Here is a 23627-nt window from a genome sequence, read left to right on the forward strand (position 1 = left end):
ACTTGTCAAATATGTTGTGAATATGAAGTTGTTTTGTTGCAAAGCTACAGTAACTTCCATTGTATTCGACCTCCATTCCGTTCCTCACATAGTAATTATACCCAATTATTGGTCTCTTATAAACCTTAAAAATAGGCTGTTTTCTAGTTCGATAACGAGCCGTGTATTTCCGGTGCGGTATGTTATGTTCAGTACATCTCAATAGCAACAAACTATGCGAAAAGAGCCAAATAAAAAAACTTCGCTATGGAAAAATCAGCGAAGTTTATCTTTTAAGTTACCATCAACCAACTTATCATTAAGCTGATGGAGAATCGTTATGATCTTGCAGTGCGCGATGGCATCGACGAGCTGTAAAAAAGCAAGTAGTGGCCATCAGAAGCAACACGAATGTTCCTATCATGAGTAGGTTAGTCGTAAAATCTGTTTTTTCAATTGACGGGATGACCGTACCTAAATACAAAAAAACGCTTACTGCCATCGAAACGAGCGCAAATCGTTTGTAATCTTCCATTTTGGCCTTCAGTTCTTTTGCCTTATTTTTCAAGAACGATCACCTTCCTTGCTCACTGTTACGTTCAGTGTAGCATAGGAAAGTACTTCTGTAAGGCTGTAATAGTTGGTAATAGTTCCAGTTGTTCATTATACCCCCAGTGCCACAATAACCTTTTCAACAAGAGTCGTAGAGTGTTCAGCAGCTTGTTCCAAAAATGATTCAAAGGAGACGTTTGATTCTTGTCCTGCTATATCTGAAAGCGCCCTTATCACAACAAACGGTACTTTAAACGCGTAGGCAACTTGAGCGATAGCTGCTGCTTCCATCTCGGTAGCAATCACATGAGGAAACTGTGACTTCACTTGCTTCACTCGGTCAGAGTCTTGCATAAACGCATCCCCTGATGCAATCCACCCATAAGCAGCCTGAAGCCCCATTAGTGCGCTCGCTTTTTGCTTCGTTAGCGTTCGTAGGCTTTCGTCAGCCGAGAACGTAGCAGGCATCCCTGGTACTTGTCCCGGTACGTATCCAAACGCAGTGACATCCACATCATGATGAAGTACTTCGGTGGAGATAACAAGATCCCCTACCTGTAAGTCCTTAGACACGCCTCCAGCTGAACCCGTGTTAATCATATGAGTTGGTTGATAGAGTTGACAGAGTATTGTTGTGGTCATAGCAGCATTCACTTTGCCTATTCCCGATTTGACAAGCACAACAGATACTCCTTCTAGTTTGCCTTCTGTAAATTCACTACCTGCAATATGAGTTGTGGCAGTGTCTGTTAGCTTCTGGCGAATGAGTGCTACCTCTTCTTCCATCGCTCCGATAATTCCAATTGGCATACACTTCGTTCCCTTCTCCTAGCATCGAAAGTCATTGTACCATAGACAAGAAGAAATTAGAAAAGAGGAAGCGTTTCCTTCCCGCCCCCTCTTAATTGTCATTTTTTATCATTTTCCTTTAATTCTTCTACTCTTGTTGGCTTCCATCCTTGACGGTCTATCCACTCCAAATAGACACGATAGGCAGTCGTTTTCGTTTCATCACTGACTGTAGCAACGGCTTGTGAAGGTCCGCCACCTTCCATCCACCACGTAACCATGCTTTCAGTCGGAATACCAGTTGCGTATGATACTGCTTGAATCTTTTCAGACCAGTCTTTTGATGTATCATCGAAGTTGTTCGTGTGCTCTCCTGTCTGGCTAGTTGGAACAGGACCCCAGCTGTCGTCCTTGTACGTACGGACAACATTAGGATCATCAGTCACGTTTTCCACTACCACTCCGTCTCGAGCAGAAATTGATTCTGCTTTCTCATTAGAGTTATCGTCTTGCTCTTCACTATTTTCGTCAATACTATTTTTCGTGTTTTCTTCTTCAGCGTTCGAGTCTGAACGTGTATCCTCCTCGCTTGCACTAGTTTCTTCGTCAGATGTTTCTTCGTTAGTATCATTAGAGTCGTTAGAAGAGTCGCCTCCGTCATCATTTCCTGTACCAGTTTCAGTATCTGGAGCCGGTGACGTTGCTTGACTCGCTCCGTCGTCTCCTCCACCACCAAAAGCAAGAGTAACTCCTACTACTACAATGAACAGGACAATGACACCAATAAGACTATTTAAGATGAGGTTTGTTCTTCGCTTTTTCGCTCGCTCGCTTGAACGGCTAACGTAAAAATCATTTTTCATCCGTGAATCCCTCCACTCCCCTTATATAGTAACAGAAGTGGTCGATTTCGCATATGACAGTAGACGAACTGTTACAAACTTGATACGAAAATGGAATTTTTTTTAATTTACTGTTGTTGATCAAATTCGTAAAGTGCCTTCACAACGTCCTGGAACAAACCATTGATCCCACCTTCACTTGATGGCACACCCAGGTTAACAACCGCGAGAGCATACTTCGGTTGTTCAAATGGAAAATAACCAGCAAACCATTTATTGTACTTTGTATCCTCCTCCTTTGTCGTAGCAGTTGAGACATCTCCTGTTCCAGACTTGCCGGCTACTTCATAAGGGAGCTCTTGAAACCATCTTCCCGTTCCTTCTTCGTTTGTTACTACTTCACGTAAAAGAGATTGTACTTTCATCGCTCCATACGGCGACAATTCTTCAGAAGAATCAACTGATTGTTGATCAAATTCATACAGCTTTGAACCATCTTGATAGTCCATTTCTGAAACAATTCTAGGAGGAATTTGTTCACCACCTCTGGCAATCGTCGCCATCATATTTGCAACGGCCAGTGGAGTTGCGCGTACTTCGTATTGACCAATTCCGGTTTGTGATAAGTAGTTTTTATCGGTAGTTGGCTCGTCCAGAAATACCCTGCCCGCATCTTCTTTGTGGAGTGGTCGAAAGTTTTCAACGTGATACACATCGCCTTCCCAACCAACAGGACCTAGTAAACCTACTTTTTTGGCGTACGTTTCTAAAGTCGTTTCATCGAGCTTTTGTAACTCATTGGTCAGTTGCGCAAAGGTATTGTTGCAACTAATGGCAAAGCTTTCTTCAAAATTTCGCATCCCGTAGTCATATCGATTTTCCTCCCCAAAAATACTTTGGGAGCAATCGAATGTTCTTGTCTTCACATCTATGCCTTTTTCAATAGTGGCCGCCGCAACTACTGTTTTAAATACGGATCCAATTACTTGTTGTTGCGTCATCCGATTACGCGCCGAGTCCTCTTTGAAAGGATCCTCATAAGATATAGAAGGGCGTGATACCATACTCAAAATATTGCCGGACTGTACGTCCAATAAGACGAGACCTCCTTTTTGTATGTCGTATGCATCGACGAGTTCTTCCATCTTTTCTTGGATGGTTAAGTCTAATGTTGTTTTCATCTTTAACGGGTAAAATGGATTCCCGGGATCCGTATATTTTACATCAATCCCGAACAATGGTCCTCCGATGCCATCAACGTGATACAGAAGCTTGGTTGCTCCTTCTTGTACAAGAAATTCGTCAAAACTTTCTTCAAGACCGGATATCCCAATCTCTTGGTTCAAAGGAAAGTCACGATCAGGGTATCTCTCTTGTAATACTGTTGGATTTTCACCAGTGATACCAATCGTATGAGCAGCTAATGATTTCTCCCGCGGGAAATCAGTTAACGTCGCGAACACACCGGGTATTTTCAGTTCATTTATTTGTCGTACTTGCTCCTCTGTTAGCTCCATAGGATCTGGTTCCCCAAATGCAAATGGCTCCTTTGCTTGTTGAATAGCTTCCTCTAATTCCTTTACAGGCACATCCACTATTTGCGCTACGGCTTCTTGATCCCATTTAATTGACTCTAGAAAAGGAAATAAGAGCAAGGCTGGAATTTGTCTATGCGTAATGGGCTCCCCGTTGCGATCGACAAACGTCCCACGTCCTTCGTGAATGGTAAGCGCTTGGGTTCGCTGTGCAACACTTTGTTCATATAAATTAATTTGTCGATCTGAAAACGATTCTGTTTCGATTAATTGTAGTTGACCCAATCTGACTAGAAGAACGACGATACCAAGGATACAACCAACCAGTAACGAAATGGTTCTTCTTTTGATTATTCGTTTCATACAAAAGCACCTCATCCACAGTGTGGACGAGGTGCTTTTTATTTAACCTTAGTGAATCTTTATTATTTTCACATTCATTTCGCCACCTGGTGTTTGAACGTTTACTTCATCGCCAACTGCTTTTCCAAGTAGACTTTTTGCGATAGGAGAATCGTTTGAAATTTTTCCGTCAAATGGATCAGCTTCCGCACTCCCGACAATCGTATACGTTTCTTCTTCACCGTCTGGTAGTTCTTGGAAAGTTACATTTTTTCCAAGAGTGACAGTATCTGAATTCATTTCATCTTCTTTTATAATCTTTGCGTTCCGAACCATGTTCTCAAGCGTCGTAATTCGACCTTCGACAAAAGCCTGTTCTTCTTTTGCCGAATCATACTCTGAGTTCTCAGACAAGTCTCCAAAGCTACGCGCGATTTTAATTCGTTCCACGACTTCTTTACGTTTTACCATTTTTAGTTGTTCTAATTCTTGTTCAAGTTTTTCTTTTCCTTTTTGCGTCATAGGAAATACTTTTTCTACTGGCACAAATTCCACTCCTTTGATCTCACAGATCCGTTCAACTTGCTCATTAGGTCTGTCAAAAAGTATGTATATATGGACAGCGCGTCCAAAAGAATTGGGCGCGCCTTTTCCATACTTATTCTAATCCTTATACCACAAACGTTTTCCTTAAAAAAGTCACTTTCAAGAGAACACGCCACTGAAGATATGATAAGTTTCCATCGTAGCGCTTTTCACGGGAATAGAGATCCTTTAGATTTACTGTCAGTATACGTTGTGTTCCCTTGAAATACAACTGTTTACCAAAAAAACTATCATGAAAACCACACTCAGCTTTTGCATAAACGGGACATAAAGTCATCATGGATTTTTACAAAAACGTCTTCTGTTCAAGAATGGTCTGTATTTTAGTTACCATTAAGTCTATTGCGACATGATTTTGTCCACCTTCTGGGATGATCACATCTGCGTAACGCTTTGTAGGTTCAATAAACTGGTTGTGCATCGGACGAACTACATTCACATATTGATCGATCACCGATTGAATGGTTCGGTCACGCTCTTCAATGTCCCGTAACATCCTGCGAATGATCCGAATATCTGCATCCGTATCGACAAATAGTTTAATGTCCATTAAGTCACGAAGACGTTCGTCCTCCAGAATAAGAATGCCTTCCAAAATAATAACGTCTTTTGGTTCTACATGTACCACCTTGTCAGACCGTGTATGCATCGTGTAATCGTATACAGGTTTCTCAATCGGTTTATATTTTAACAAAGTGAGGATGTGTTCAATGAGCAAGTCGTGATCAAACGCTAATGGATGATCGTAATTCGTTTGCAAACGCTCTTCATATGCTACTGTACTCTGATCCTTATAATAAGAGTCTTGTTCGATCATTAAGACGGTTCGATTTTGAAAACGGTCACAGATGGCTTTGGTCACACTTGTTTTCCCAGACCCACTTCCTCCTGCAACTCCAATCACAACAGGTTTTGCTTCCATGTACCTATTGCTCCTTTCACATTATGTTACGTCTAGGCTTACTCTTTGTGTCCTCCGCTTTCATGATTTCGCACAACGACCATAACACCATCACCTACCGGATAGGTAACTGCAGTATAATCAACTTGTTCTTCCATCCATTCGTGAAAGCGTCTCATCTTCTTAGCTAACTGTTGCATTCGTTTCGTAGGCGCTTCTCCTTCAAATACGTACCCTCTGAAAAGTACATTGTCGATATAAATGACCCCCTCCGGACGTAGAGAAGGTGCGTATAATTGAAAAAAGGCTTCGTAATGCCCTTTTGCAGCGTCAATAAACAAAGCATCAAATGAACCGTATGAGGCCACCTCTTCGTGCACATCCAAAGCATCTCCGAGCAGAAGATGCATCGTTTTTTGACATCCAGCTCGATCGACATATCGACATGCTTGCTGAAAGCGAATTTCGTCACGTTCAACCGTGACAATTTCAGCGCTTGGGCAAACTGATTTCATCTGCAAAGCTGAATAGCCGATGGCAGTGCCGATTTCTAAAATTCGCTTAGGCTGTTGAATGCGTAAAAACTGTAGCATTCCTTCCAAACCGTCGCGCTCCATAATCGGTATACGGTCACGTAATGCGACTTCTTCCATTTCAGCAAACAATTCATTCCACCTTGTCATCTGTATCATCCTCTTAGCATGGGAAAAGGCAGGTGAGCGAACCTCTGCACACCAGCCTTTCACCACGAACTATGCAAAATCACTCGTACTATTGTAGCACATCATTCTTGTTTGTGAAGAGTTACCCTCTCGAATCAATCTCTGCCTTACGTTCGTTATGTTCTTCAAGAGTTTTAGTAAAGTACACTTCTCCTTCTTCGTCGGCTTGGAAGTAAAGATAAGAAGAAGTCTCAGGTTCTAAAGCCGCCTCTAAAGATGTTTGTCCAGCATTCGCAATAGGACCAGGAGGGAGTCCCGTATTTTTGTACGTATTGTACGGAGAATCAACTTCCAAGTCCTCATACAGCACGCGGTCTAGTTGTTCTCCTAACGCATATAAGATGGTTGGATCGGTTTGCAAAGGCATGCCTTCATCAATTCGATTAAAGAAGACACTCGCAATTAAGTCACGGTCAGTTTTAGCCGTGGCCTCTTCTTCAATTAATGAAGCCATCGTTAACCATTCATGAACTGTTAACCCCTTCTCCTGAATTTGTCCAGAATATTGATTCATCATATCGTTCGTCTTTTTCAACATTTCTTGGATAATTGTTTTTACGGAAGGAGCTTCTTCTGTGAAACCATAAGTTGCAGGAAACAAGTAACCTTCAAGAGGATACTGAACATTCTCCGCAAAGGCATCCTCACCAAGGAGTTTCGGATAGAAAGATTGAAGCTCTTTTAAGTAAGCTTCGTCGTTGAGAATTGCCCAAACGTCTGCTTCCTCTTGTGCCGTTTTCCCAGCAATAATTTCGGAAATTTCCTTCAGTTGTTTCCCTTCAGGAATGGTAATTCGAAATAAAACTTCTTCCACGACTTTCCCTGTCTTCAAACTTGCAATAATATCATCTAACTCCATATTTGGTGACAGCTGATACTCTCCTGCCTGAAAATCAGATTCGTTGTTAAACTTCGTATAATAACGAAAGATCGTCGCGTTTTTCACAATGCCTGCTTCTTCCAAAATATCCGAAATACTTGTGACGGAAGATCCGATAGGGATGTTCACTGTTTTCATTTCATTGCTCTCGGCGTCAACTGGCTCTAAAGCTGAGGAAACGTACACGTATCCAAAAATACCCCCGCCCACTAAAATAAGCGCGATTACTGAGGTAACGGTGAACACAATGCGACGAATAACACGTGCCTCCCTAGCCTTCTCTTGATAATCAGACACGTCGCCTGTCACTCCTTTGCTGCGTCATGTAGTGAGTCTCTCAAACAGTATACAACAAATTTCTACAGGAACACACAAAAAACGAGCGATCGGCTTCATAAGAGATCGCTCGTTTCATCATTTTAAGTTTTATTCGTCGTCTTCTTCTAGGAATGTCGCTAGCATTTGCTCGATCATATCCCATTCTTCCTCAGATTCGATTGGCTGTAATTCTCCGCCTTCTTCTTCGCCCGGTAAGAAGCTAGATGCGTGAATGTCTACTTGGCCATTCTCGTCTTCGGATCCTGCGGGATAGTACAACACATACGATTTTCCAAAATCCTCTGACTCAAATGTAAATAATATCTCGCAAAGTTGTTCGTTACCGTCATCATCAACAACAACAATTTGATTTTCTCCGTGTTCCACTGTTCACCCTCCTTGAGTATGGCGATCTAAGAATCCTTGTAAAATCATAGAAGCAGCCACTTTATCAATTACTTTTTTTCGTTTCTTTCGACTAACATCAGCCTCGAGTAGTGTACGTTCAGCAGCCATCGTCGTTAAACGCTCGTCCCAATATTCTACTGGCAATTGAAAGCGCTCTTCAATAAGTCGTCCGTAATGCTGGCTCGCCTCACCGCGCACTCCAACGTCACCATTCATATGCTTTGGTAGCCCAATGACTACCTTCGTTACTTCATAGGTGTCGATAAGCTCACCAAGTCGATCTAAACCGAATTGTTCTCGATCTTCGTTAATTGGAACTGTTTCCACCCCTTGTGCGGTCCACCCTAGGGCGTCACTCACGGCAACTCCGACTGTTTTTGATCCTACATCAAGACCCATAATCCGCACGTTATCGCTCCTCTTTTTTCACGTACGCTTTTACAAGCTCTTCAATGATCTCATCCCGTTCGAGTTTGCGAATGAGGTTACGAGCGTCTTTATGACGTGGAATATACGCAGGATCCCCAGAAAGTAAATAACCAACAATTTGATTAATTGGATTATACCCTTTCTCTTGAAGCGCCTCGTGTACGTGTAACAACACTTCTTTCACATCATGCTCATACGGTTCGTCCGAAAAAGAAAACTTCATCGTTTTATCAAAAGAACTCACTACACTCACCTCACACGTTCAGTGTGCTAAATATATCCTTCATTGTACACCAATTATCGACGTTTTCAAACGGATTTCACGTAATGTTCCACAACCTGCAAGGCTTCTTGGATTTTTGCTGGATCTTTCCCACCTGCCTGTGCCATATCTGGACGGCCACCGCCACCACCGCCACAGACGGTTGCAGCCTCTTTAACGAGTTTCCCAGCATGGTATCCTTTATCAACTAAATCTTTAGTTACACCAGCAATGAGTTGTACTTTTCCATCATTAGCAGCTGCCAACAAGATGATGCCTGAAGAAAGCTTTTCTTTCAAACCATCCATCATGGAACGTAATTGATTAGCATCATTGACGTTCACTTCGCTAGCAAGTACTTGAATACCTTCAATGGTTATTAATTGATTCGTTAACTCTCCAGCTTCTACATTAGAAAGCTTCGCTGCTAACGATTCCTTCTCTCGTTCTACAGTTTTAAGTTGTTGTAAAGTCGCCTCAACTTTTTTCACAACTTCCTCTGGACGTGCTTTCACAAGTTCAGCAATAAGGTGAAGCTGGCCGATTTGGTCTGTCATCACATCGTAAGCCGCTTTGCCTGTCACTGCTTCAATACGACGAGTTCCAGCCCCAATTCCACCTTCAGACAGAATTCGGAACATACCGATCATAGACGTATTGGGCACGTGGCATCCACCGCAAAGTTCTACACTGTAGTCGCCGACTTGTACGACACGTACGACATCTCCGTACTTTTCACCGAACAATGCCATTGCTCCCATTTGTTTCGCTTCTTCGATTTGTTTTTGTAACGTCATAACAGATGTAGCTTGCCACACTTGGTCGTTTACGATCGATTCAATTTTCTTCAGTTCTTCATCAGTTACTTGCCCAAAGTGCGAGAAGTCAAAGCGTAAACGAGTCTCTTCCACACGTGATCCAGCTTGGTTTACATGATCTCCAAGCACGTCTTTCAATGCTTGGTGTAACAAGTGAGTTGCCGTATGGTTGCGAATAACCCCACCACGTGCTTTTTTGTCCACCTTAGCCGTACATTTCGCACCTTGCTCAATCGTTCCAGCAGTGACTTTAGCCGTATGAAGGTGTTGTCCATTCGGTGCTTTTTGAACGTCCTTTACAAATAAAGTTGCCGATGGGCTCTCGATGATTCCTTCATCTGCAATTTGTCCACCGCTTTCCGCATAGAAGGGTGTGATGTCAAGAATGAGTTGAATCTCATCGCCCTCATCAGCGGACTCTACAATCATACCGTTACGAATAATCGTCAGCACTTCACTATTTGTTTCCAAATATTCGTATCCGTAAAACGTACTTTCCATTGTTAAGTTAGAAAGTAGTTCACTTTGTACTTGCATGGAGTCAGTTTCTTGACGCGCAGCACGAGCTCTGGCACGTTGCTGCTCCATTTCTTGCTGGAATCCTACCTGATCTACTGTCATGCCTTCGTCTTCCGCATATTCTTCTGTTAGTTCAACAGGGAAACCGTATGTGTCATATAAACGAAATACGTCGCTACCTGGAATAACGGTTTCTCCCGCCTGTTTTTGTCTTTCAACAACCTCACCTAATAATTGAAGACCCTCTTGCAACGTTTCATGAAAACGCTCTTCCTCAGTCGAAATCACTTTTTCAATCAACGGCTGTCCTTTTGCGACCTCTGGATAAAATTCCTGCATTTTCTCCACTACCACTGGAACGAGTTGTGCTAAAAACGGTTTATCTACACCTAATTGTTTGCCGTAGCGAATCGCTCTACGTAGTAAACGGCGTAGCACGTATCCGCGACCCTCATTAGAAGGAAGAGCACCGTCTCCTACTGCAAACGTCACGGTACGTACGTGGTCTGCTATTACTTTAAACGCTGTGTCGTCTTCTTTGGTTATTCCATATTTGCGGTTAGAAACGCGTTCTGTTGCTTCGATAATGGGTAAAAACAAATCTGTTTCAAAATTAGTTTTCGTATTTTGTACGACAGATGTAATCCGCTCAAGACCCATGCCTGTATCAATGTTCTTTTTCGGAAGCGGAGTATACGTATCGTCAGAGTTATGATTGAATTCCGAGAACACAAGGTTCCAAATTTCTAAATATCGCTCGTTCTCTCCTCCTGGATAGAGCTCAGGATCTTCAAGATCATCGCCATAAGACGGTCCACGATCATAAAAGATTTCTGTGTTCGGTCCACTCGGTCCCTCACCAATATCCCAAAAGTTCCCCTCTAAACGAATGATGCGCTCTTTCGGAACACCAATTTTCTCGCGCCAAAGTCGGTACGCTTCTTCGTCCTCTGGATGAACTGTGACCGATAACTTTTCAGAATCAAAACCAATCCACTTGTCATCAGTGAGGAACTCCCATGCCCAGTCAATCGCTTCTTCTTTGAAGTACTCGCCAATAGAGAAATTTCCGAGCATTTCAAAGAACGTATGGTGACGCGCTGTTTTGCCCACTTCTTCAATGTCATTTGTCCGGATAGACTTTTGCGCGTTTGTAATACGTGGATTTTGCGGTATAACACGCCCATCAAAATATTTCTTCAGTGTAGCGACCCCACTATTAATCCACAACAAGGATGGATCTTCGTGCGGGACAAGTGAGGCACTTGGTTCAACAGCATGTCCTTTTTCTTGGAAAAACTTTAAAAATAGTGAGCGAATTTCATTTCCCGTTAACGTCTTCACTTCGTTTGCCTCCATTCATTTGGTTGAACCATAAAAAAATCGCCCCTTCAACAGCGTGAAGGGACGATGGATTCGCGGTACCACCCTACTTGTGCCAAAGAAAGCTTTGACACCTCTTACACCCGTAACGTAGGTTAGACGGCAAGAGTTTTCTTGCACTCAGAAGTAGCGTTCAGTCACTCTTCACTTCGCATTCCTTTCAGCCTAGGGAACGCATCTCTTCTTAGTGGGCTGTGACGTACTCGATTTCCTCAACGTATTACTTGTATAGTTTAATAATATCCAAATTATAGACACGTGAAATTTCTTCTGTCAAGCGGACACCGTATTCAAACACGAACTTTTTCAAAAAAGCGTAACCGAATATGGACGAGAGACACCTTTGTCACAGCAAGCACTGGAACTGCTAATAATAGACCGACTACCCCACCGATTTCTCCACCAATCAAAAGAGCCGCCATGATCATAAGCGGATGCATGTGTAAGCTCTTACCGACAATTAACGGTGACAGCACATTTCCCTCTAAAAACTGTAGACCAACTATAATTAACACCACGTAAAGAACGAGTGTCGGTGAAACTGTTAACGCAAAGATGACTGCCGGAACCACTCCAATAACAGGGCCAAAGTACGGAATCACATTGGTTACCCCGATTAGAAGACCGAAGAGCAGTGGGTATGGGAGGCCGATCCACCATAAAAGCAAAGTAGAGATGATGGCCATTAAGGAACAAACGAGAAGCTGTCCCCGAATGTACTGACCGAGTGATCGATCAATATCACGTAAAAACTGTATACCTTCTCTTCGCCATTTTTTAGGCGTAATATACCACGCGGTTCTCCTCACCGCTTCTGCATCCTTCAATAAATAAAAAGAGATGAACGGAATTAAGGCGACGACAATGATCACGTCGAGTATTCTTTGAAGACTGCTGATCATACTTTCTAGAACTTGGTCAGTAAGGGCCTTCAATTCTGCCCCGCTCTCAGTGAGTTGTTGCTTCACTGCTGGCGGTAATGTTGAGGTACTGTTTTCGAGTGAAGTGATCCAGCTTTCATATGCTGTTACATATTTGGGAAGCTCGTCAACAAATTCTTGCAATTGCTGTACAAAAATGGGTACCCCTTTGTACAGAGCAAATCCAAATACCCCAAAAAAAAGTGAATAAATCATCAATATGGCCGCCACTCTTGGCATCCCGGTTTCATGAAATCGTTCGACAACAGGATGCAATAAATAAGCAAAAAAACCACCGATAAGAAACGGTATAAGTACTGTTAATAGTACCTTTAGGATCGGAAACCAAATTGGAGAAAGGAGATGAAAAACGAACAATACGACGAAGATCATCAAAACCAATCCGAGGCGTACAAACCATTTCATTTGCACAGACATAAGCACACTCCTGACTTACTAGGGGTGAAATGAGAATTGCTGAAGCGTTAAAAAAGAACCACCATTTACAAGAAAGGGGGTTCTCATTATTGTTCGGCTGTCATTTGACGGTGATCCTCGTCGAATAAATCATCTAGGGAGGACAAACTTCCGTCTTCTTCTACTTGGTGAGTATGGATCATTCCATTTGTAACCGACAATTCAATAAAACAAGTCCAACAATAATATTGATTGACCCCAATTTTACCGATGTCCTTCCTCCCACAGTTGGGACACTTCATTTCGCACACCTTCTCTTTCGTTCGTAGGCTCTAAAACAATGGCATCTCCCGTTATGTTAGCTGGCCCGCTTGTAGTATACACGGGTTTTCCTTCTGTAACATCAGCAAAGAAACCATCTGAGCATTCGTATGCTACAATGTTGCCCAGATCATCGGAAAAATATACCTGATCTAAGATACCAAGGGCTTCACCATTTTGTGAGACGACACGTTTCCCTTGTAATTTATGCTGGTGAGTAAGTGTAAAAGTTGACGCTTCTAGTTTTATGAGAGGATCTGTTTGACTGACAACTAGGCAGTCCATTCCCGCTGAGTCAAGCGTAGCATAAGGCAGCACCATTTTCCGACCAAACAACCCCTTCCCTTTTACAAGAAATCCAAAAAACTCTCCCGTTTCAAAGAAAACAAGATCACATACTGTTCCGACCGAAGTACCATCAGATGCGACGATCGGAAGTCCAATTACATTTGCACTACCTCTCATCTCTTCACCTCCTTAGACAGTAGTATCGTCGTCGTTCAGAAAGTCATAAGGCGTAACGTTTTCCATTCCAATCATCGGATCGATCGCTTGCAAGTCAAACGATTCGTCAGCAGCGAGGGGAGCTTCGTTATGTGATGACCTGTCACGAAGACGTTTCACAAGAGATGTTTGCCGCACTACATCCTCTTCTGTCGTGACTCCGCGGGAAAATGCATCCAACTCTCCGCATAAAATAAGAAATTGCTTGCTTCGTGTGACAGCCGTGTACAACAACTTTCTCCGAAGCATACGCGCATGACCTCTTACAACAGGGAGCACAACGATAGGAAATTCACTACCTTGCGATTTATGGATAGAACAGCAGTACGCGTGCGTCATCTCAATCAATTCTTTTCGTTCGTACGTCACTTCTACTCCATCAAAGGAAACGGTCATCATATCCGTTTTTTGTTCCGTTTCTTTGGCAAAATGGATAGCGACTACTTCCCCCATGTCTCCGTTATACACATTGTCTTCAGGTCTATTGACGAGCTGAAGTACTTTATCGCCTCTACGAAACACGATGTCACCAAACTTTATTTCCCGTTTTCCTTTTTCAGGTGGATTAAGTAACGATTGCAAAGATTCATTAAGCGCGGTAATCCCAGCCGTCCCTCTGTACATGGGGGCCAATACTTGAATGTCTTTGGCAGGGTACCCTTTTGCAACAGCATTTCCAATCACCTTTTGGATCGCCTCGTTTACTTGATCCGTACGACAAGAAATAAATGAACGATCTCCCTTTTTCTCACGAATATCTGTAGGTAGCTTTCCTTTTTTCATTTCATGAGCAAGCGTTACGATGGAAGAACCGTTTTCTTGGCGGAAAATATCGGTTAATTGCACAGTAGGTAACACATCTGCTTGAATGAGGTCTGCAAGAACTTGCCCAGGACCTACTGACGGAAGCTGATCTTCGTCTCCCACAAGGACCACTTTCATCCCAGCAGGTATCGATTGAAACAACTGGTTAGCGAGCCACATATCAACCATCGAAAATTCATCTACAATGAGTAACTTTCCGTCTAAAGGGTGGTCTTCATTGTGATCAAAAGTCGCCTCTCCATTCCACTTCAACAAACGATGAATGGTAGATGCTGGTAGACCTGTAGCCTCACTCATCCGTTTAGCAGCCCGACCTGTTGGGGCACAAAGGACTACTGGGAAAGCTTCTTCTTTATTTTTGTAATCAGCTAAATTGAGACTGATTCCATGTAGCTCGGCAAACAACTCCACAATGCCCTTAATAACAGTCGTCTTCCCTGTTCCAGGTCCACCAGTTAACACCATGAGTGGTGAGGTAAGTGCTGTTTGGATCGCTTCCTGTTGACTTTCTGCATAATAGATTTTTGCTCTTTCCTCTAGAGCCCCAAGCGAGAGCAAAAATTCTGACTCACTGTACGATTCCTCTTCGCTTTGCAATAGTCTCGTCGCGTGTGTCGTAAAGCCCACCTCTGCATAATAAAGAGACGGCAAGTACCACCTGTCATCTTCACAAACAGCAAGACCTTCTTCTACGAGTTCCTGCATCGCCTTTGCGAGTTGTTCACCAGTGACCTTTCCTCTACGTGAAAGTAGATTCATACTGTCGTGCATAACCACCCGTTCCTCACTGTACACATGTCCATTTTGTAAGGAACCGACCTCGAGAGCGTGGAATACACCAGCGCGAATACGTGACGGGTGATCTGCTTCCATGCCAAGTGTTTCTCCTAGCTCATCTGCACGAAAAAAACCAACACCCTCTATATCCGATACTAGGCGATACGGGTTCTCATGAATAATCTCAAGCGTTTGTTCCCGATACTGTTGAAATAGTTTCATCGAGAGCTGAGCACCAAACCCTAGCTGCTGTAGACCAATCATTACCCGCTCCATTCCTTCATGGGTGCGCAGCGCTGCAACAAATGTTTTTCTTTTTTGAGTAGATAGTTGGGAAATCCCATCTAAAACAGATTCATCGTCAAGAATACGTGAAATAGCGTTCTCTCCAAGCGCATCCACAATAGCTGCAGCCGTTTTTTGTCCTATTCCTTCAAATAGGTCGCTTGATAAGTATGTAATGAGCCCATCTTTCGTTTTCGGTAGCTCTTTTTCGTATTGTTCAGCGGTAAATTGGACGCCAAATCTAGGGTGCTCAATTAGCTTTCCAATAAACGTATAAAGCTCACCTTCCAATAGCTTAGGAAAATGACCAGTGACGGCTAATTCCTTCTCTGCGTAGGAGGGGAGATTCGTCTCCTGAAGACGAATACGACATACCGTGTAAAACGTATCTTCATTTCGAAAGATCGTCACGAACGGGCGACCTTTTACATACGTACTAGTTTCTTCTGCGGTTGTCATCCTCTTCTCCCCTTCCTACTCGTTTTGCAAACGTTTTTCCATTACCTTTTTCCCGTATCCCGCTAATATGTGCTGCGAGTCAGCCACTAATGCTTTTTCAAAGTGAGCTAAAGCTTGTACCGCATCGTGATCACACACATCGTAAGCAACCCCCAAATTGTAATAGGCGTCGGCGTGATTCGGGTCTAAATCTGTCGCTTTTAAGAATTGCTTTTTTGCTTCTTCGTACACTTCCTCATATGCCAACACTAGTCCAAATTGGAATTGAGCATCGACATCCTCAGGCATTAACTCAGCCGCTCTTTGCAAGTACGGAAAAGCAAGCTTCGTCTGCTCGAGTTTCAAAAGCGATACTCCGATCATAAAGTACACATCTCCAGTTTCCATCCCGTTCCGCAGTGCAAGTTGAAAGCTTTGAATCCCTTCTTGTAGCCGTTCCTCCTGATAATAAGCCGTCCCTTTGCCGTAATATGCTGTTGGCAAGTCGGCATCTAATTGAAGGGCACGATCAAAGAAACGGTGAGCACGATCAAACTCACCGACTGTGGTCAGTGCGTTGCCTATGTTCACAAAACTGATAGGCTCTTCACTGTTTTGATCGATAGCTTCCGTGAAAAAGCGGATAGCCTCCTCTACGTTTCCTTCTTGCAGAGCGAGAACTCCTTTTTCGTGCGATGTCATCGTGGTGCTCCTTTCTAAACTGTCCATTCATTTGTTGCCTGTAGTATAGCACGATTTCATCGCGGAATGGATTGCATGCCGTAAAACAACACGAAAAAGAACGGCCCTTTTTAAAGACCGTTCTTTTACTAGCCAACATAAGAAAGTACGTGATTATCTTTATACAAAGTATCGATGGTCGCGCCTCCTAGGCACACATCTCCATCGTAAAAGACAACAGACTGTCCTGGCGTAACGGCTCGGGACGGCTCATCAAAGGTCACAACGATGGTTCCTACTTTGTCACCAAGCGTTACAGTAACAGGGTGATCAACTTGTCGATATCGAAACTTGGCCGTACAGGAAAGTGGAAAAGAAGGTGGCGTTGGTGCAACCCAGTTCACAGCCGTTGCATCGACTCGTTCAGAGTAGAGCGCGTCGTGATGGAATCCTTGTCCAACGAGTAACACGTTTCTTTCTAGATCCTTCCCAAGCACAAACCACGGTTCGCCTGCCCCACCGATACCAAGACCTTGGCGTTGTCCGATTGTGTAGTACATCAACCCGTCGTGTGTGGCTACCTTTTCTCCGCTCATCGTTTCCATAGTCCCTGGTTTCGCAGGTAAATACTCTTGCAGGAAGTCCTTAAAATTCCGTTCTCCAATAAAGCAAATACCTGTGCTGTCTTTTTTCTTAGCCGTAGCGAGTCCAGCTTCCTCTGCCATTTTACGTACTTCTGGTTTTTCATAGGCTCCTAAAGGGAACATGACTCGTTGTAATTGGTCCTGTGAGAGCTGATTTAGGAAATACGTTTGGTCTTTGTTCGTGTCCACTCCACGAAGAAGTTGAACGTCTCCTGTTTCTTCATCACGACCGATTCGTGCGTAATGACCCGTTGCCACGTAATCAGCTCCGAGAGATAAGGCATGTTCTAGAAACGCTTTAAACTTAATTTCTTTGTTACACATCACGTCAGGGTTTGGTGTGCGCCCCTTTTTATATTCATCAAGAAAGTATGTGAACACTTTGTCCCAATACTCCTTTTCAAAGTTCACCGAGTAATATGGAATGCCAATTTGATCTGCAACAGCTGCTACATCGTGAAAGTCTTCTGTCGCAGTACACACTCCATTTTCATCTGTGTCGTCCCAGTTTTTCATGAACAGGCCGATGACATCATAGCCTTGCTCTTTTAGAAGCCAAGCCGTCACAGATGAATCAACTCCCCCGCTCATTCCAACGACAACTCGTGTTTCAGCACGATTTTTCATTCCTTTCACCTCCGAACTTTCCCATCATATCAAGAACTCGAACGAAAAACACGAATGGAGAATCACCGGAAAATATTACAAATAAGGTGCTGTTCCTGTGATACTCACTTTACTGATAAACGATCCACAATACGCGCCACAATCGTTCCAATCTCAACCATGTCTTCCTCCGTGAGACCTGCTCCCACACTGAAGCGAATAGACTCTTTTGTACGAGGATCGTCTCCGTACATCGCTTTTAATACATGAGACGGCTGCACAGATCCGGCAGAACAAGCAGAACCACTCGAAGCCGCTACCCCGTCCAAATCTAAGTTCATCAGCATTTTCTCGAGTGACATTCCAGGAAAATGAAGGTTCACAATGTGCGGAAGCGAACGAGTTTGATCGTGGGCTCCGTTACGCACAAAGGTCACATCATTTTGCTGAAGTGTGCGGAGAAACGTCTCAATAAGAGCTTTCATCTTTTCAGCGTGATGAGGTTGATTCTCTGTAGCCACCCGAAAAGCATGTGTAAGACCGACGATACCCGGAATGTTTTCTGTCCCTGCTCGTCGCTTTCTTTCTTGTTCACCACCGAGTTGCTGCGAACGAAAAGGTGTCCCTTCCTTGACGTACAAAAAGCCAACGCCTTTAGGTCCACCAAATTTATGGGATGACACACTGCAGAGATCAACCCCATAAGCCTTCGGCGAGAACAGGAGTGAACCGATTGTTTGGACTGCGTCGGTATGAAAAACAGCGCGATGATCCTTCAATACAGAAGCAATTTCCTCAATCGGCTGGACAGTCCCAACCTCATTATTACCAGTCATGATACTGACAAAAATGGTGTCGTCTCGCAACGCTTGTTTAAAGTCATCAACGGATACGAGTCCTTCTTCATTCACGTCCAAATACGTGACGTCAAATCCGTTCTCCTCCAGCTTATGAAATGCATGCAACACAGCATGGTGTTCTATTTTGGTTGTAATACAGTGGTTTCCGTAATCACGCAACGCGTCTGTGCAACCAAAGATGGCCAAGTTATCCGCTTCAGTACCACCACTCGTCCAAACGATTTCAGACGGCAGTACATCCCAACACTTCGCTAACATACGCCTCGCTTCATCCAATTCTTTTCTCGCGTTTCTACCTGCAAAATGAATGCTTGACGGATTGCCCCAGGCTTGTTGCATCGCATCGACCATAACTTCCATTACATCTGGACGGATTGGCGTTGTCGCTGCATGGTCTATATAATATCGTTTCATTTTCTATTTCACCTTCCAGCAATCTTGAGGTTTAAATATAGAACATAAAGGCATCTGAATCATTTTCATCATTTGAATGGCTAGCAAGCTCCTCTAATGTTGTCGATTCGAGTACCTCTTTTACCGCATCACGGATTCGACTAAACAACTCTCGCTTTGCAGGTTCTTCGTCCTCTAATCCTTCTACCGGACTTATCGGACCTTCTAACACTCGGATAATGTCCGCAGAAGTAATCTCACCCGGTTCACGAGTTAGTAGGTAGCCACCATAAGCACCGCGAATACTTTTCACAAGACCTGCATTTCTCAAAGGAGCAATAAGCTGCTCTAGATAGTGCTCCGACAAGTTATTCATTTTTGCAATATTTTTCAAAGGAGTCGGTCCTTCTCCGTGTTTTTTCGCTAGTTCAATCATAATTGTCAGTCCATATCGCCCTTTTGTTGATATCTTCATATATTCGCACCTCGGCTCCCTTTCCATTCCTGTCTATTCAGTCGTATTGCTCTCCGATCTAAAAATTTACCCGTCCATCGTTCAAAAATGGGAATCGTAATCCCGACAATCGGCCCAATCGTAAGGCAAAATAGGAGCGTTCCCCAAAAAACAGGTCCTCCGAGTAACCAACCAAAAAATAGCACGACGACTTCCATTGTACTTCGAACTCTAGACACACTCCACCCAGTTATGTCACGTAGAGCGACCATTAAACTATCTCTCGGGCCTGCCCCTAAAGAAGCGGACATATACATGCCAATACCAATTCCCATCACGACTATACCGAGCAAAAGAAAAGCGACCTTCCCTGCTAATGATACAGGTTCATTTAAAAATGGTAACAGCATATACCCGTCTATAAACATTCCTACAAATAACATATTTAAATAGGCACCAACGCCTGGTAATCGGCGAGTCATGGCGGCAGATATACACAGTACAAGCAAGCCTGCAAGTACAGACCACGTTCCGATCGTTAAACCTAGCTGTAAAAATAATCCCACGTGCAATACGTCCCAAGGTGATGCCCCAAGGTTTGATAAAATAATGAGTACAACCCCGAGCGCCATAATTGCAAGTCCGATTGTAAAAATACTAAAACGCATCCACCATTGTTGCTTATGCAAATATCTCGCCTTCCTTCATCTCACTCTTCTCGACTCATCTATCCCTAGATTGTAACAAATTTTTGCCTGATTGGGGAATCGTGTGTTAAAAAAGATATAGAACACTGGACGAAGAGAGGACTATATATGGAACCTTTAGCTTATCGCATGCGTCCCAAAACGATTGACGACATTTTAGGTCAAACGCATCTCGTCGGACCAGGAAAGATGATTCGGAGAATGGTAGAAGCCCGGCGTTTGTCTTCTATGATTTTATACGGTCCACCAGGCATCGGAAAAACTTCCATCGCCAGCGCCATTGCTGGGAGCACAGATGCCGCCTTTCGTATGCTCAACGCGGTGACAGACACGAAAAAAGATTTGCAAATTGTAGCAGAAGAAGGAAAACTCTCTGGACAAGTCGTCTTGCTATTAGATGAGGTACACCGACTCGATAAGACAAAGCAAGACTTCCTGCTTCCTTATTTAGAAAAAGGAACCATCGTGTTAATCGGTGCGACAACGAGTAATCCTTATCACGCCATCCATCCAGCGATCCGAAGTCGTTGTCAAATATTTGAACTGTTTCCTTTGCATTCAGACGAAGTGAAACAAGCGTTGCAACATGCATTACAAGACGCAAAACGTGGTCTTGGTACATACAACGTCACAGTTGATGAGGACGCTCTTAATATATTCAGCGAGGCTACCGGTGGGGACGTTCGGAGTGCACTAAACGGGTTAGAGCTCGCTGTATTGTCCACTCCACATGGCGATGATGGAACGATCCGAATTACAGTAGACGTTGCCAAAGAGTGCATCCAGAAAAAAGGATTCACCCATGACAAAGACGAAGACGCTCATTACGACGTGTTGAGCGCCTTCCAAAAGTCGATCAGGGGTAGCGACGTGAATGCAGCGCTTCATTATTTAGCGAGACTTATCGTTGCAGAAGACTTGCCATCTATCACACGCAGGCTGCTCGTCATTGCTTACGAAGACATCGGACTCGCCCATCCACAGGCAAGTGATCGCGTGCTCACTGCCATACAGGTCGCTGAAAAAGTGGGATTCCCTGAAGCGCGAATTCCGCTTGCCAGTGCCGTGATTGAACTCGCCCTATCACCGAAATCGAACTCTGCTATCACAGCGATTGATGCCGCCATAGCAGACGTACGATCAGGTAAAGGCGGGGACGTCCCACTTCACTTAAAGGACGCTCATTACAAAGGAGCCGCAGCACTCGGTCGCGGACTCGACTACAAATACCCTCACGATTCCAAGTACGGGTTCATCCCGCAACAATACTTGCCGGACAAGCTCGTAAAGAAAGAATACTATGAACCGAAGCAGACGAGTAAACATGAGACATCACTAGCGCAAATATACGAAAACATTCAAGCGAAACAGCGCCGTTCTCCTAAATAGGGACGGCGCTATTTTTTTGTTTAAGTCGATACCTGTCATTTCCGAATTACGGATCCCAGACCACTCGCTATCAGACAGTAGTTTCAAATCTGCTCCATTGCTCAACCTTACTTACTTAAAAGGGCCAGCAGCTGTAAAAAATCGATGCCTGTCACTTCCCGAATTTTCTTGTTTCACGAGTTGTTCCACAAAAAACCTGCTGTACTTTTAAATAAACCCCAAGGCATAGGGTTTCCTCTTCCTTTGCTGAAAAATAAAAAACAGCACCACTCCTCTAAATAGGAACGGTGCTGTTTTTCTATTTTGGTTCTTCCATATCCTGCTCAATTGACTCCTCTTGCTCTACAACATTCACTTCATCAACAACTTCCCCACTCTTCTCAAACACAAACTGGCGTGTCAGTTGTTGAAGCTCATCAGAAAGCGCGGCTAGTTCGTGTGCTTGATTTGTCAAGTCACTCATTACGCTTGCATTTTCCTCCACTGTTGCTGATGTTTGTTCTACGCCAGCAGCAGATTCTTCAGTTACAGAGGCGATCGATTCAATAGATGCACTCACTTCTTGTGTGGAGCTGTACATTCCGTTCAGTTGTTCACTCATTGATTGAATCGTTTTCACCATGGATTCTACTGATGACTCAATGGAACCAAACGCTTCGCCACTCTCTCTCATACTCTCCGTTCCATCTTTTACTTGTTGGAAGCTTTCGTGCAAAGCTGTTGAAATGGCTTTTGATTCGCTTTGAATGCCTTGTACACTCTCTATAATACCGACTAAAGACTTTGATACTTCTTCGGCTAAGTTCCGTACTTCCTCTGCCACCACGGCAAATCCTCTTCCGCTTTCACCAGCACGTGCTGCTTCAATCGCTGCGTTCAACGCAAGAAGGTTCGTTTGATCTGCAATACCTTGAATGACGTCTACTAGTGAGGAAATATCTTCAGAACGCTTTTCCAATCCTTCTACTCGTTCCACAGTCTTCTCAACAAGTGAATATACTTTGTTCATTTCAGTTAAAGATGTTTCCATCCGTTGGCGCCCTTCACCTGTCATGTTAAGTACTTGTGTAGAGTCTGAACTCATTGACTTCCCACGGTCATCCGTTTCCTGAACGGTCTGAGAAAAAGCTACCATCATGTCTGTCAGCTCTGTTGCAGCACCCGCTTGTTGATCGGCTCCCTGCGAGAGTTGCTCCATCGTGACGGCAATCTGTTCGCTGCCTGTTTTTACTTCGTTGGATGATTGTAGCATTTGCTCTGCTTGAGAAGAAACGGTTACAGACACATGTTGGATTTCCTGTACCATATTCACGAGGCGGTCCTTCATATTCATCATCGCTTGACCGAGCTGACTAATTTCGTCTTTCCCGACCGCGTCTAAATCAGGAAAGTTTAACTCACCCTTCGATACTTGGTTCGCAGCATCTACAACTTGGTGCAGACCTTTCGTTACGATGCGATTTACGATATAGACGATTCCAGAACCTAGAATAGTTGACAGGAATATAGAGGCCATAAGCACGGTTAAACTTTGTGCCGTGGCACTATTTGTGTCAGCTACCGCTTGTTCCCTCGTTTCCTCGAAAAAGGCACGCAAACTGTACAAGCTGTCTACTGTTTGAGGACGAATTCGCTCCAGCTCTAGCAAAACAGTACTAACTTGCGCTGCATCTTCTGTATTCCCAATAAGATCTTCAAGGAATAATGCATTCAACTGCTCGTCCAGTAACATTACCAAATCATACATGTATTTTTCTTCATTTGTTTTAATTTGCTCTTTAATACCTTGAGCAAGCTGAGTAAATTCTTCGCTGCGTTGTTCGAATTCCTTTACATGTAGCGAGTCTGGATCATTTGCATATGAGGCTACACGAATGGCCTTTGACCTGTAAAGAGATCCCATTTCCGTCAAATCAGTCGCGGTCCTACCTGTTTGTTCCATTCGATCTACGTTGTCTCGAATACTTTGAAATTCAAAAAATAAAACTGCTGCGGATCCGATAAACAATAGGATCGTAACAGCTAGCGCAAAAAAATACTTATGTCCAATTTTTGTGTTTCGCCAAAGGGTTCGCATTGTCTGTAGTTCCTTTCTTCTATCGTTTCTACAAAGAGTAGCCA

Annotated in this window: 23 protein-coding genes; 1 reads left to right on the forward strand and 22 read right to left on the reverse strand. The window is 43.7% G+C overall.

Annotated elements, in window-relative coordinates; all coding sequences use genetic code 11:
- Window positions 1–298: 298 nt before the first annotated feature.
- From HHK01_RS10545 to HHK01_RS10645, 21 genes are all read right to left on the reverse strand, one after another.
- A complete protein-coding gene (locus HHK01_RS10545) occupies window positions 299–547 on the reverse strand; it encodes a YrhC family protein (protein WP_170007753.1) in 249 nt (82 codons plus the stop codon).
- A gap of 95 nt (window positions 548–642) precedes the next feature.
- Window positions 643–1341, reverse strand: a complete 699-nt coding sequence (gene mtnN, locus HHK01_RS10550) for a 5'-methylthioadenosine/S-adenosylhomocysteine nucleosidase (protein ID WP_170007754.1) — start codon at window positions 1339–1341, stop codon at window positions 643–645.
- A 98-nt stretch (window positions 1342–1439) separates the two neighbouring features.
- Window positions 1440–2183, reverse strand: coding sequence for a YrrS family protein (locus HHK01_RS10555; protein WP_170007755.1), 744 nt, complete (start codon window positions 2181–2183; stop codon window positions 1440–1442).
- Window positions 2184–2290: 107 nt separating this feature from the next.
- A complete protein-coding gene (locus tag HHK01_RS10560) occupies window positions 2291–4060 on the reverse strand; it encodes a peptidoglycan D,D-transpeptidase FtsI family protein (RefSeq protein WP_170007756.1) in 1770 nt (589 codons plus the stop codon).
- 48 nt (window positions 4061–4108) lie between these two features.
- Window positions 4109–4585, reverse strand: a complete 477-nt coding sequence (greA, locus tag HHK01_RS10565) for a transcription elongation factor GreA (protein WP_170007757.1) — start codon at window positions 4583–4585, stop codon at window positions 4109–4111.
- A gap of 346 nt (window positions 4586–4931) precedes the next feature.
- Entirely contained in the window at window positions 4932–5567 is a 636-nt protein-coding gene (gene udk, locus HHK01_RS10570) for a uridine kinase (protein WP_170007758.1), read from the reverse strand.
- Between the two features lie 38 nt (window positions 5568–5605).
- A complete protein-coding gene (locus HHK01_RS10575; RefSeq protein WP_228027547.1) occupies window positions 5606–6229 on the reverse strand; it encodes an O-methyltransferase in 624 nt (207 codons plus the stop codon).
- Between the two features lie 121 nt (window positions 6230–6350).
- Window positions 6351–7445, reverse strand: a complete 1095-nt coding sequence (mltG, locus tag HHK01_RS10580; RefSeq protein WP_228027548.1) for an endolytic transglycosylase MltG — start codon at window positions 7443–7445, stop codon at window positions 6351–6353.
- 129 nt (window positions 7446–7574) lie between these two features.
- Complete coding sequence (locus HHK01_RS10585; RefSeq protein WP_170007761.1) at window positions 7575–7853, reverse strand: DUF1292 domain-containing protein; 279 nt, start codon at window positions 7851–7853, stop codon at window positions 7575–7577.
- A gap of 3 nt (window positions 7854–7856) precedes the next feature.
- On the reverse strand, window positions 7857–8282 hold the full coding sequence (ruvX, locus tag HHK01_RS10590) for a Holliday junction resolvase RuvX (protein ID WP_170007762.1): 426 nt from the start codon (window positions 8280–8282) through the stop codon (window positions 7857–7859).
- A gap of 1 nt (window position 8283) precedes the next feature.
- Window positions 8284–8547 carry an IreB family regulatory phosphoprotein gene (locus HHK01_RS10595; RefSeq protein ID WP_170007763.1) on the reverse strand — a complete coding sequence of 88 codons (264 nt, stop codon included), beginning with the start codon at window positions 8545–8547 and terminating at the stop codon, window positions 8284–8286.
- A 65-nt stretch (window positions 8548–8612) separates the two neighbouring features.
- Window positions 8613–11246 (reverse strand): alanine--tRNA ligase, encoded by a 2634-nt coding sequence (gene alaS / locus HHK01_RS10600; RefSeq protein ID WP_170007764.1) that lies wholly within the window; start codon window positions 11244–11246, stop codon window positions 8613–8615.
- A 329-nt stretch (window positions 11247–11575) separates the two neighbouring features.
- Complete coding sequence (locus tag HHK01_RS10605) at window positions 11576–12643, reverse strand: AI-2E family transporter (protein ID WP_170007765.1); 1068 nt, start codon at window positions 12641–12643, stop codon at window positions 11576–11578.
- 86 nt (window positions 12644–12729) lie between these two features.
- Window positions 12730–12924 carry a hypothetical protein gene (locus tag HHK01_RS10610; RefSeq protein WP_170007766.1) on the reverse strand — a complete coding sequence of 65 codons (195 nt, stop codon included), beginning with the start codon at window positions 12922–12924 and terminating at the stop codon, window positions 12730–12732.
- Window positions 12887–13408, reverse strand: a complete 522-nt coding sequence (locus HHK01_RS10615) for a PRC-barrel domain-containing protein (protein WP_170007767.1) — start codon at window positions 13406–13408, stop codon at window positions 12887–12889. Before HHK01_RS10615 ends, HHK01_RS10610 begins: the two co-directional genes overlap by 38 nt.
- Before the next feature lie 12 nt (window positions 13409–13420).
- On the reverse strand, window positions 13421–15793 hold the full coding sequence (gene recD2, locus HHK01_RS10620) for an SF1B family DNA helicase RecD2 (RefSeq protein WP_170007768.1): 2373 nt from the start codon (window positions 15791–15793) through the stop codon (window positions 13421–13423).
- A gap of 15 nt (window positions 15794–15808) precedes the next feature.
- Window positions 15809–16474 carry a tetratricopeptide repeat protein gene (locus HHK01_RS10625; RefSeq protein ID WP_170007769.1) on the reverse strand — a complete coding sequence of 222 codons (666 nt, stop codon included), beginning with the start codon at window positions 16472–16474 and terminating at the stop codon, window positions 15809–15811.
- Between the two features lie 128 nt (window positions 16475–16602).
- A complete protein-coding gene (gene mnmA, locus HHK01_RS10630) occupies window positions 16603–17724 on the reverse strand; it encodes a tRNA 2-thiouridine(34) synthase MnmA (protein WP_170007770.1) in 1122 nt (373 codons plus the stop codon).
- Between the two features lie 104 nt (window positions 17725–17828).
- Window positions 17829–18977: a cysteine desulfurase family protein gene (locus HHK01_RS10635; RefSeq protein ID WP_170007771.1), complete on the reverse strand. Its 1149-nt coding sequence runs from the start codon at window positions 18975–18977 to the stop codon at window positions 17829–17831.
- A 31-nt stretch (window positions 18978–19008) separates the two neighbouring features.
- Window positions 19009–19431 (reverse strand): cysteine metabolism transcriptional regulator CymR, encoded by a 423-nt coding sequence (cymR, locus tag HHK01_RS10640; RefSeq protein ID WP_170007772.1) that lies wholly within the window; start codon window positions 19429–19431, stop codon window positions 19009–19011.
- The gene (locus HHK01_RS10645; RefSeq protein ID WP_228027549.1) at window positions 19428–20099 is read right to left on the reverse strand and encodes a YczE/YyaS/YitT family protein; all 672 of its coding nucleotides are present in this window, start codon (window positions 20097–20099) and stop codon (window positions 19428–19430) included. Before HHK01_RS10645 ends, cymR begins: the two co-directional genes overlap by 4 nt.
- Before the next feature lie 126 nt (window positions 20100–20225).
- Between HHK01_RS10645 and HHK01_RS10650 the strand changes: the two genes are divergently transcribed.
- Window positions 20226–21506, forward strand: coding sequence for a replication-associated recombination protein A (locus HHK01_RS10650; protein WP_170007773.1), 1281 nt, complete (start codon window positions 20226–20228; stop codon window positions 21504–21506).
- A 298-nt stretch (window positions 21507–21804) separates the two neighbouring features.
- Here HHK01_RS10650 and HHK01_RS10655 read toward each other — a convergent pair whose 3' ends face one another.
- A complete protein-coding gene (locus tag HHK01_RS10655) occupies window positions 21805–23583 on the reverse strand; it encodes a methyl-accepting chemotaxis protein (RefSeq protein ID WP_170007774.1) in 1779 nt (592 codons plus the stop codon).
- Between the last annotated feature and the right edge of the window lie 44 nt (window positions 23584–23627).

The sequence above is a fragment of the Bacillus fonticola genome, from assembly GCF_012955605.1.
GTDB classification, from domain to species: domain Bacteria; phylum Bacillota; class Bacilli; order Bacillales; family JC228; genus Bacillus_CG; species Bacillus_CG fonticola.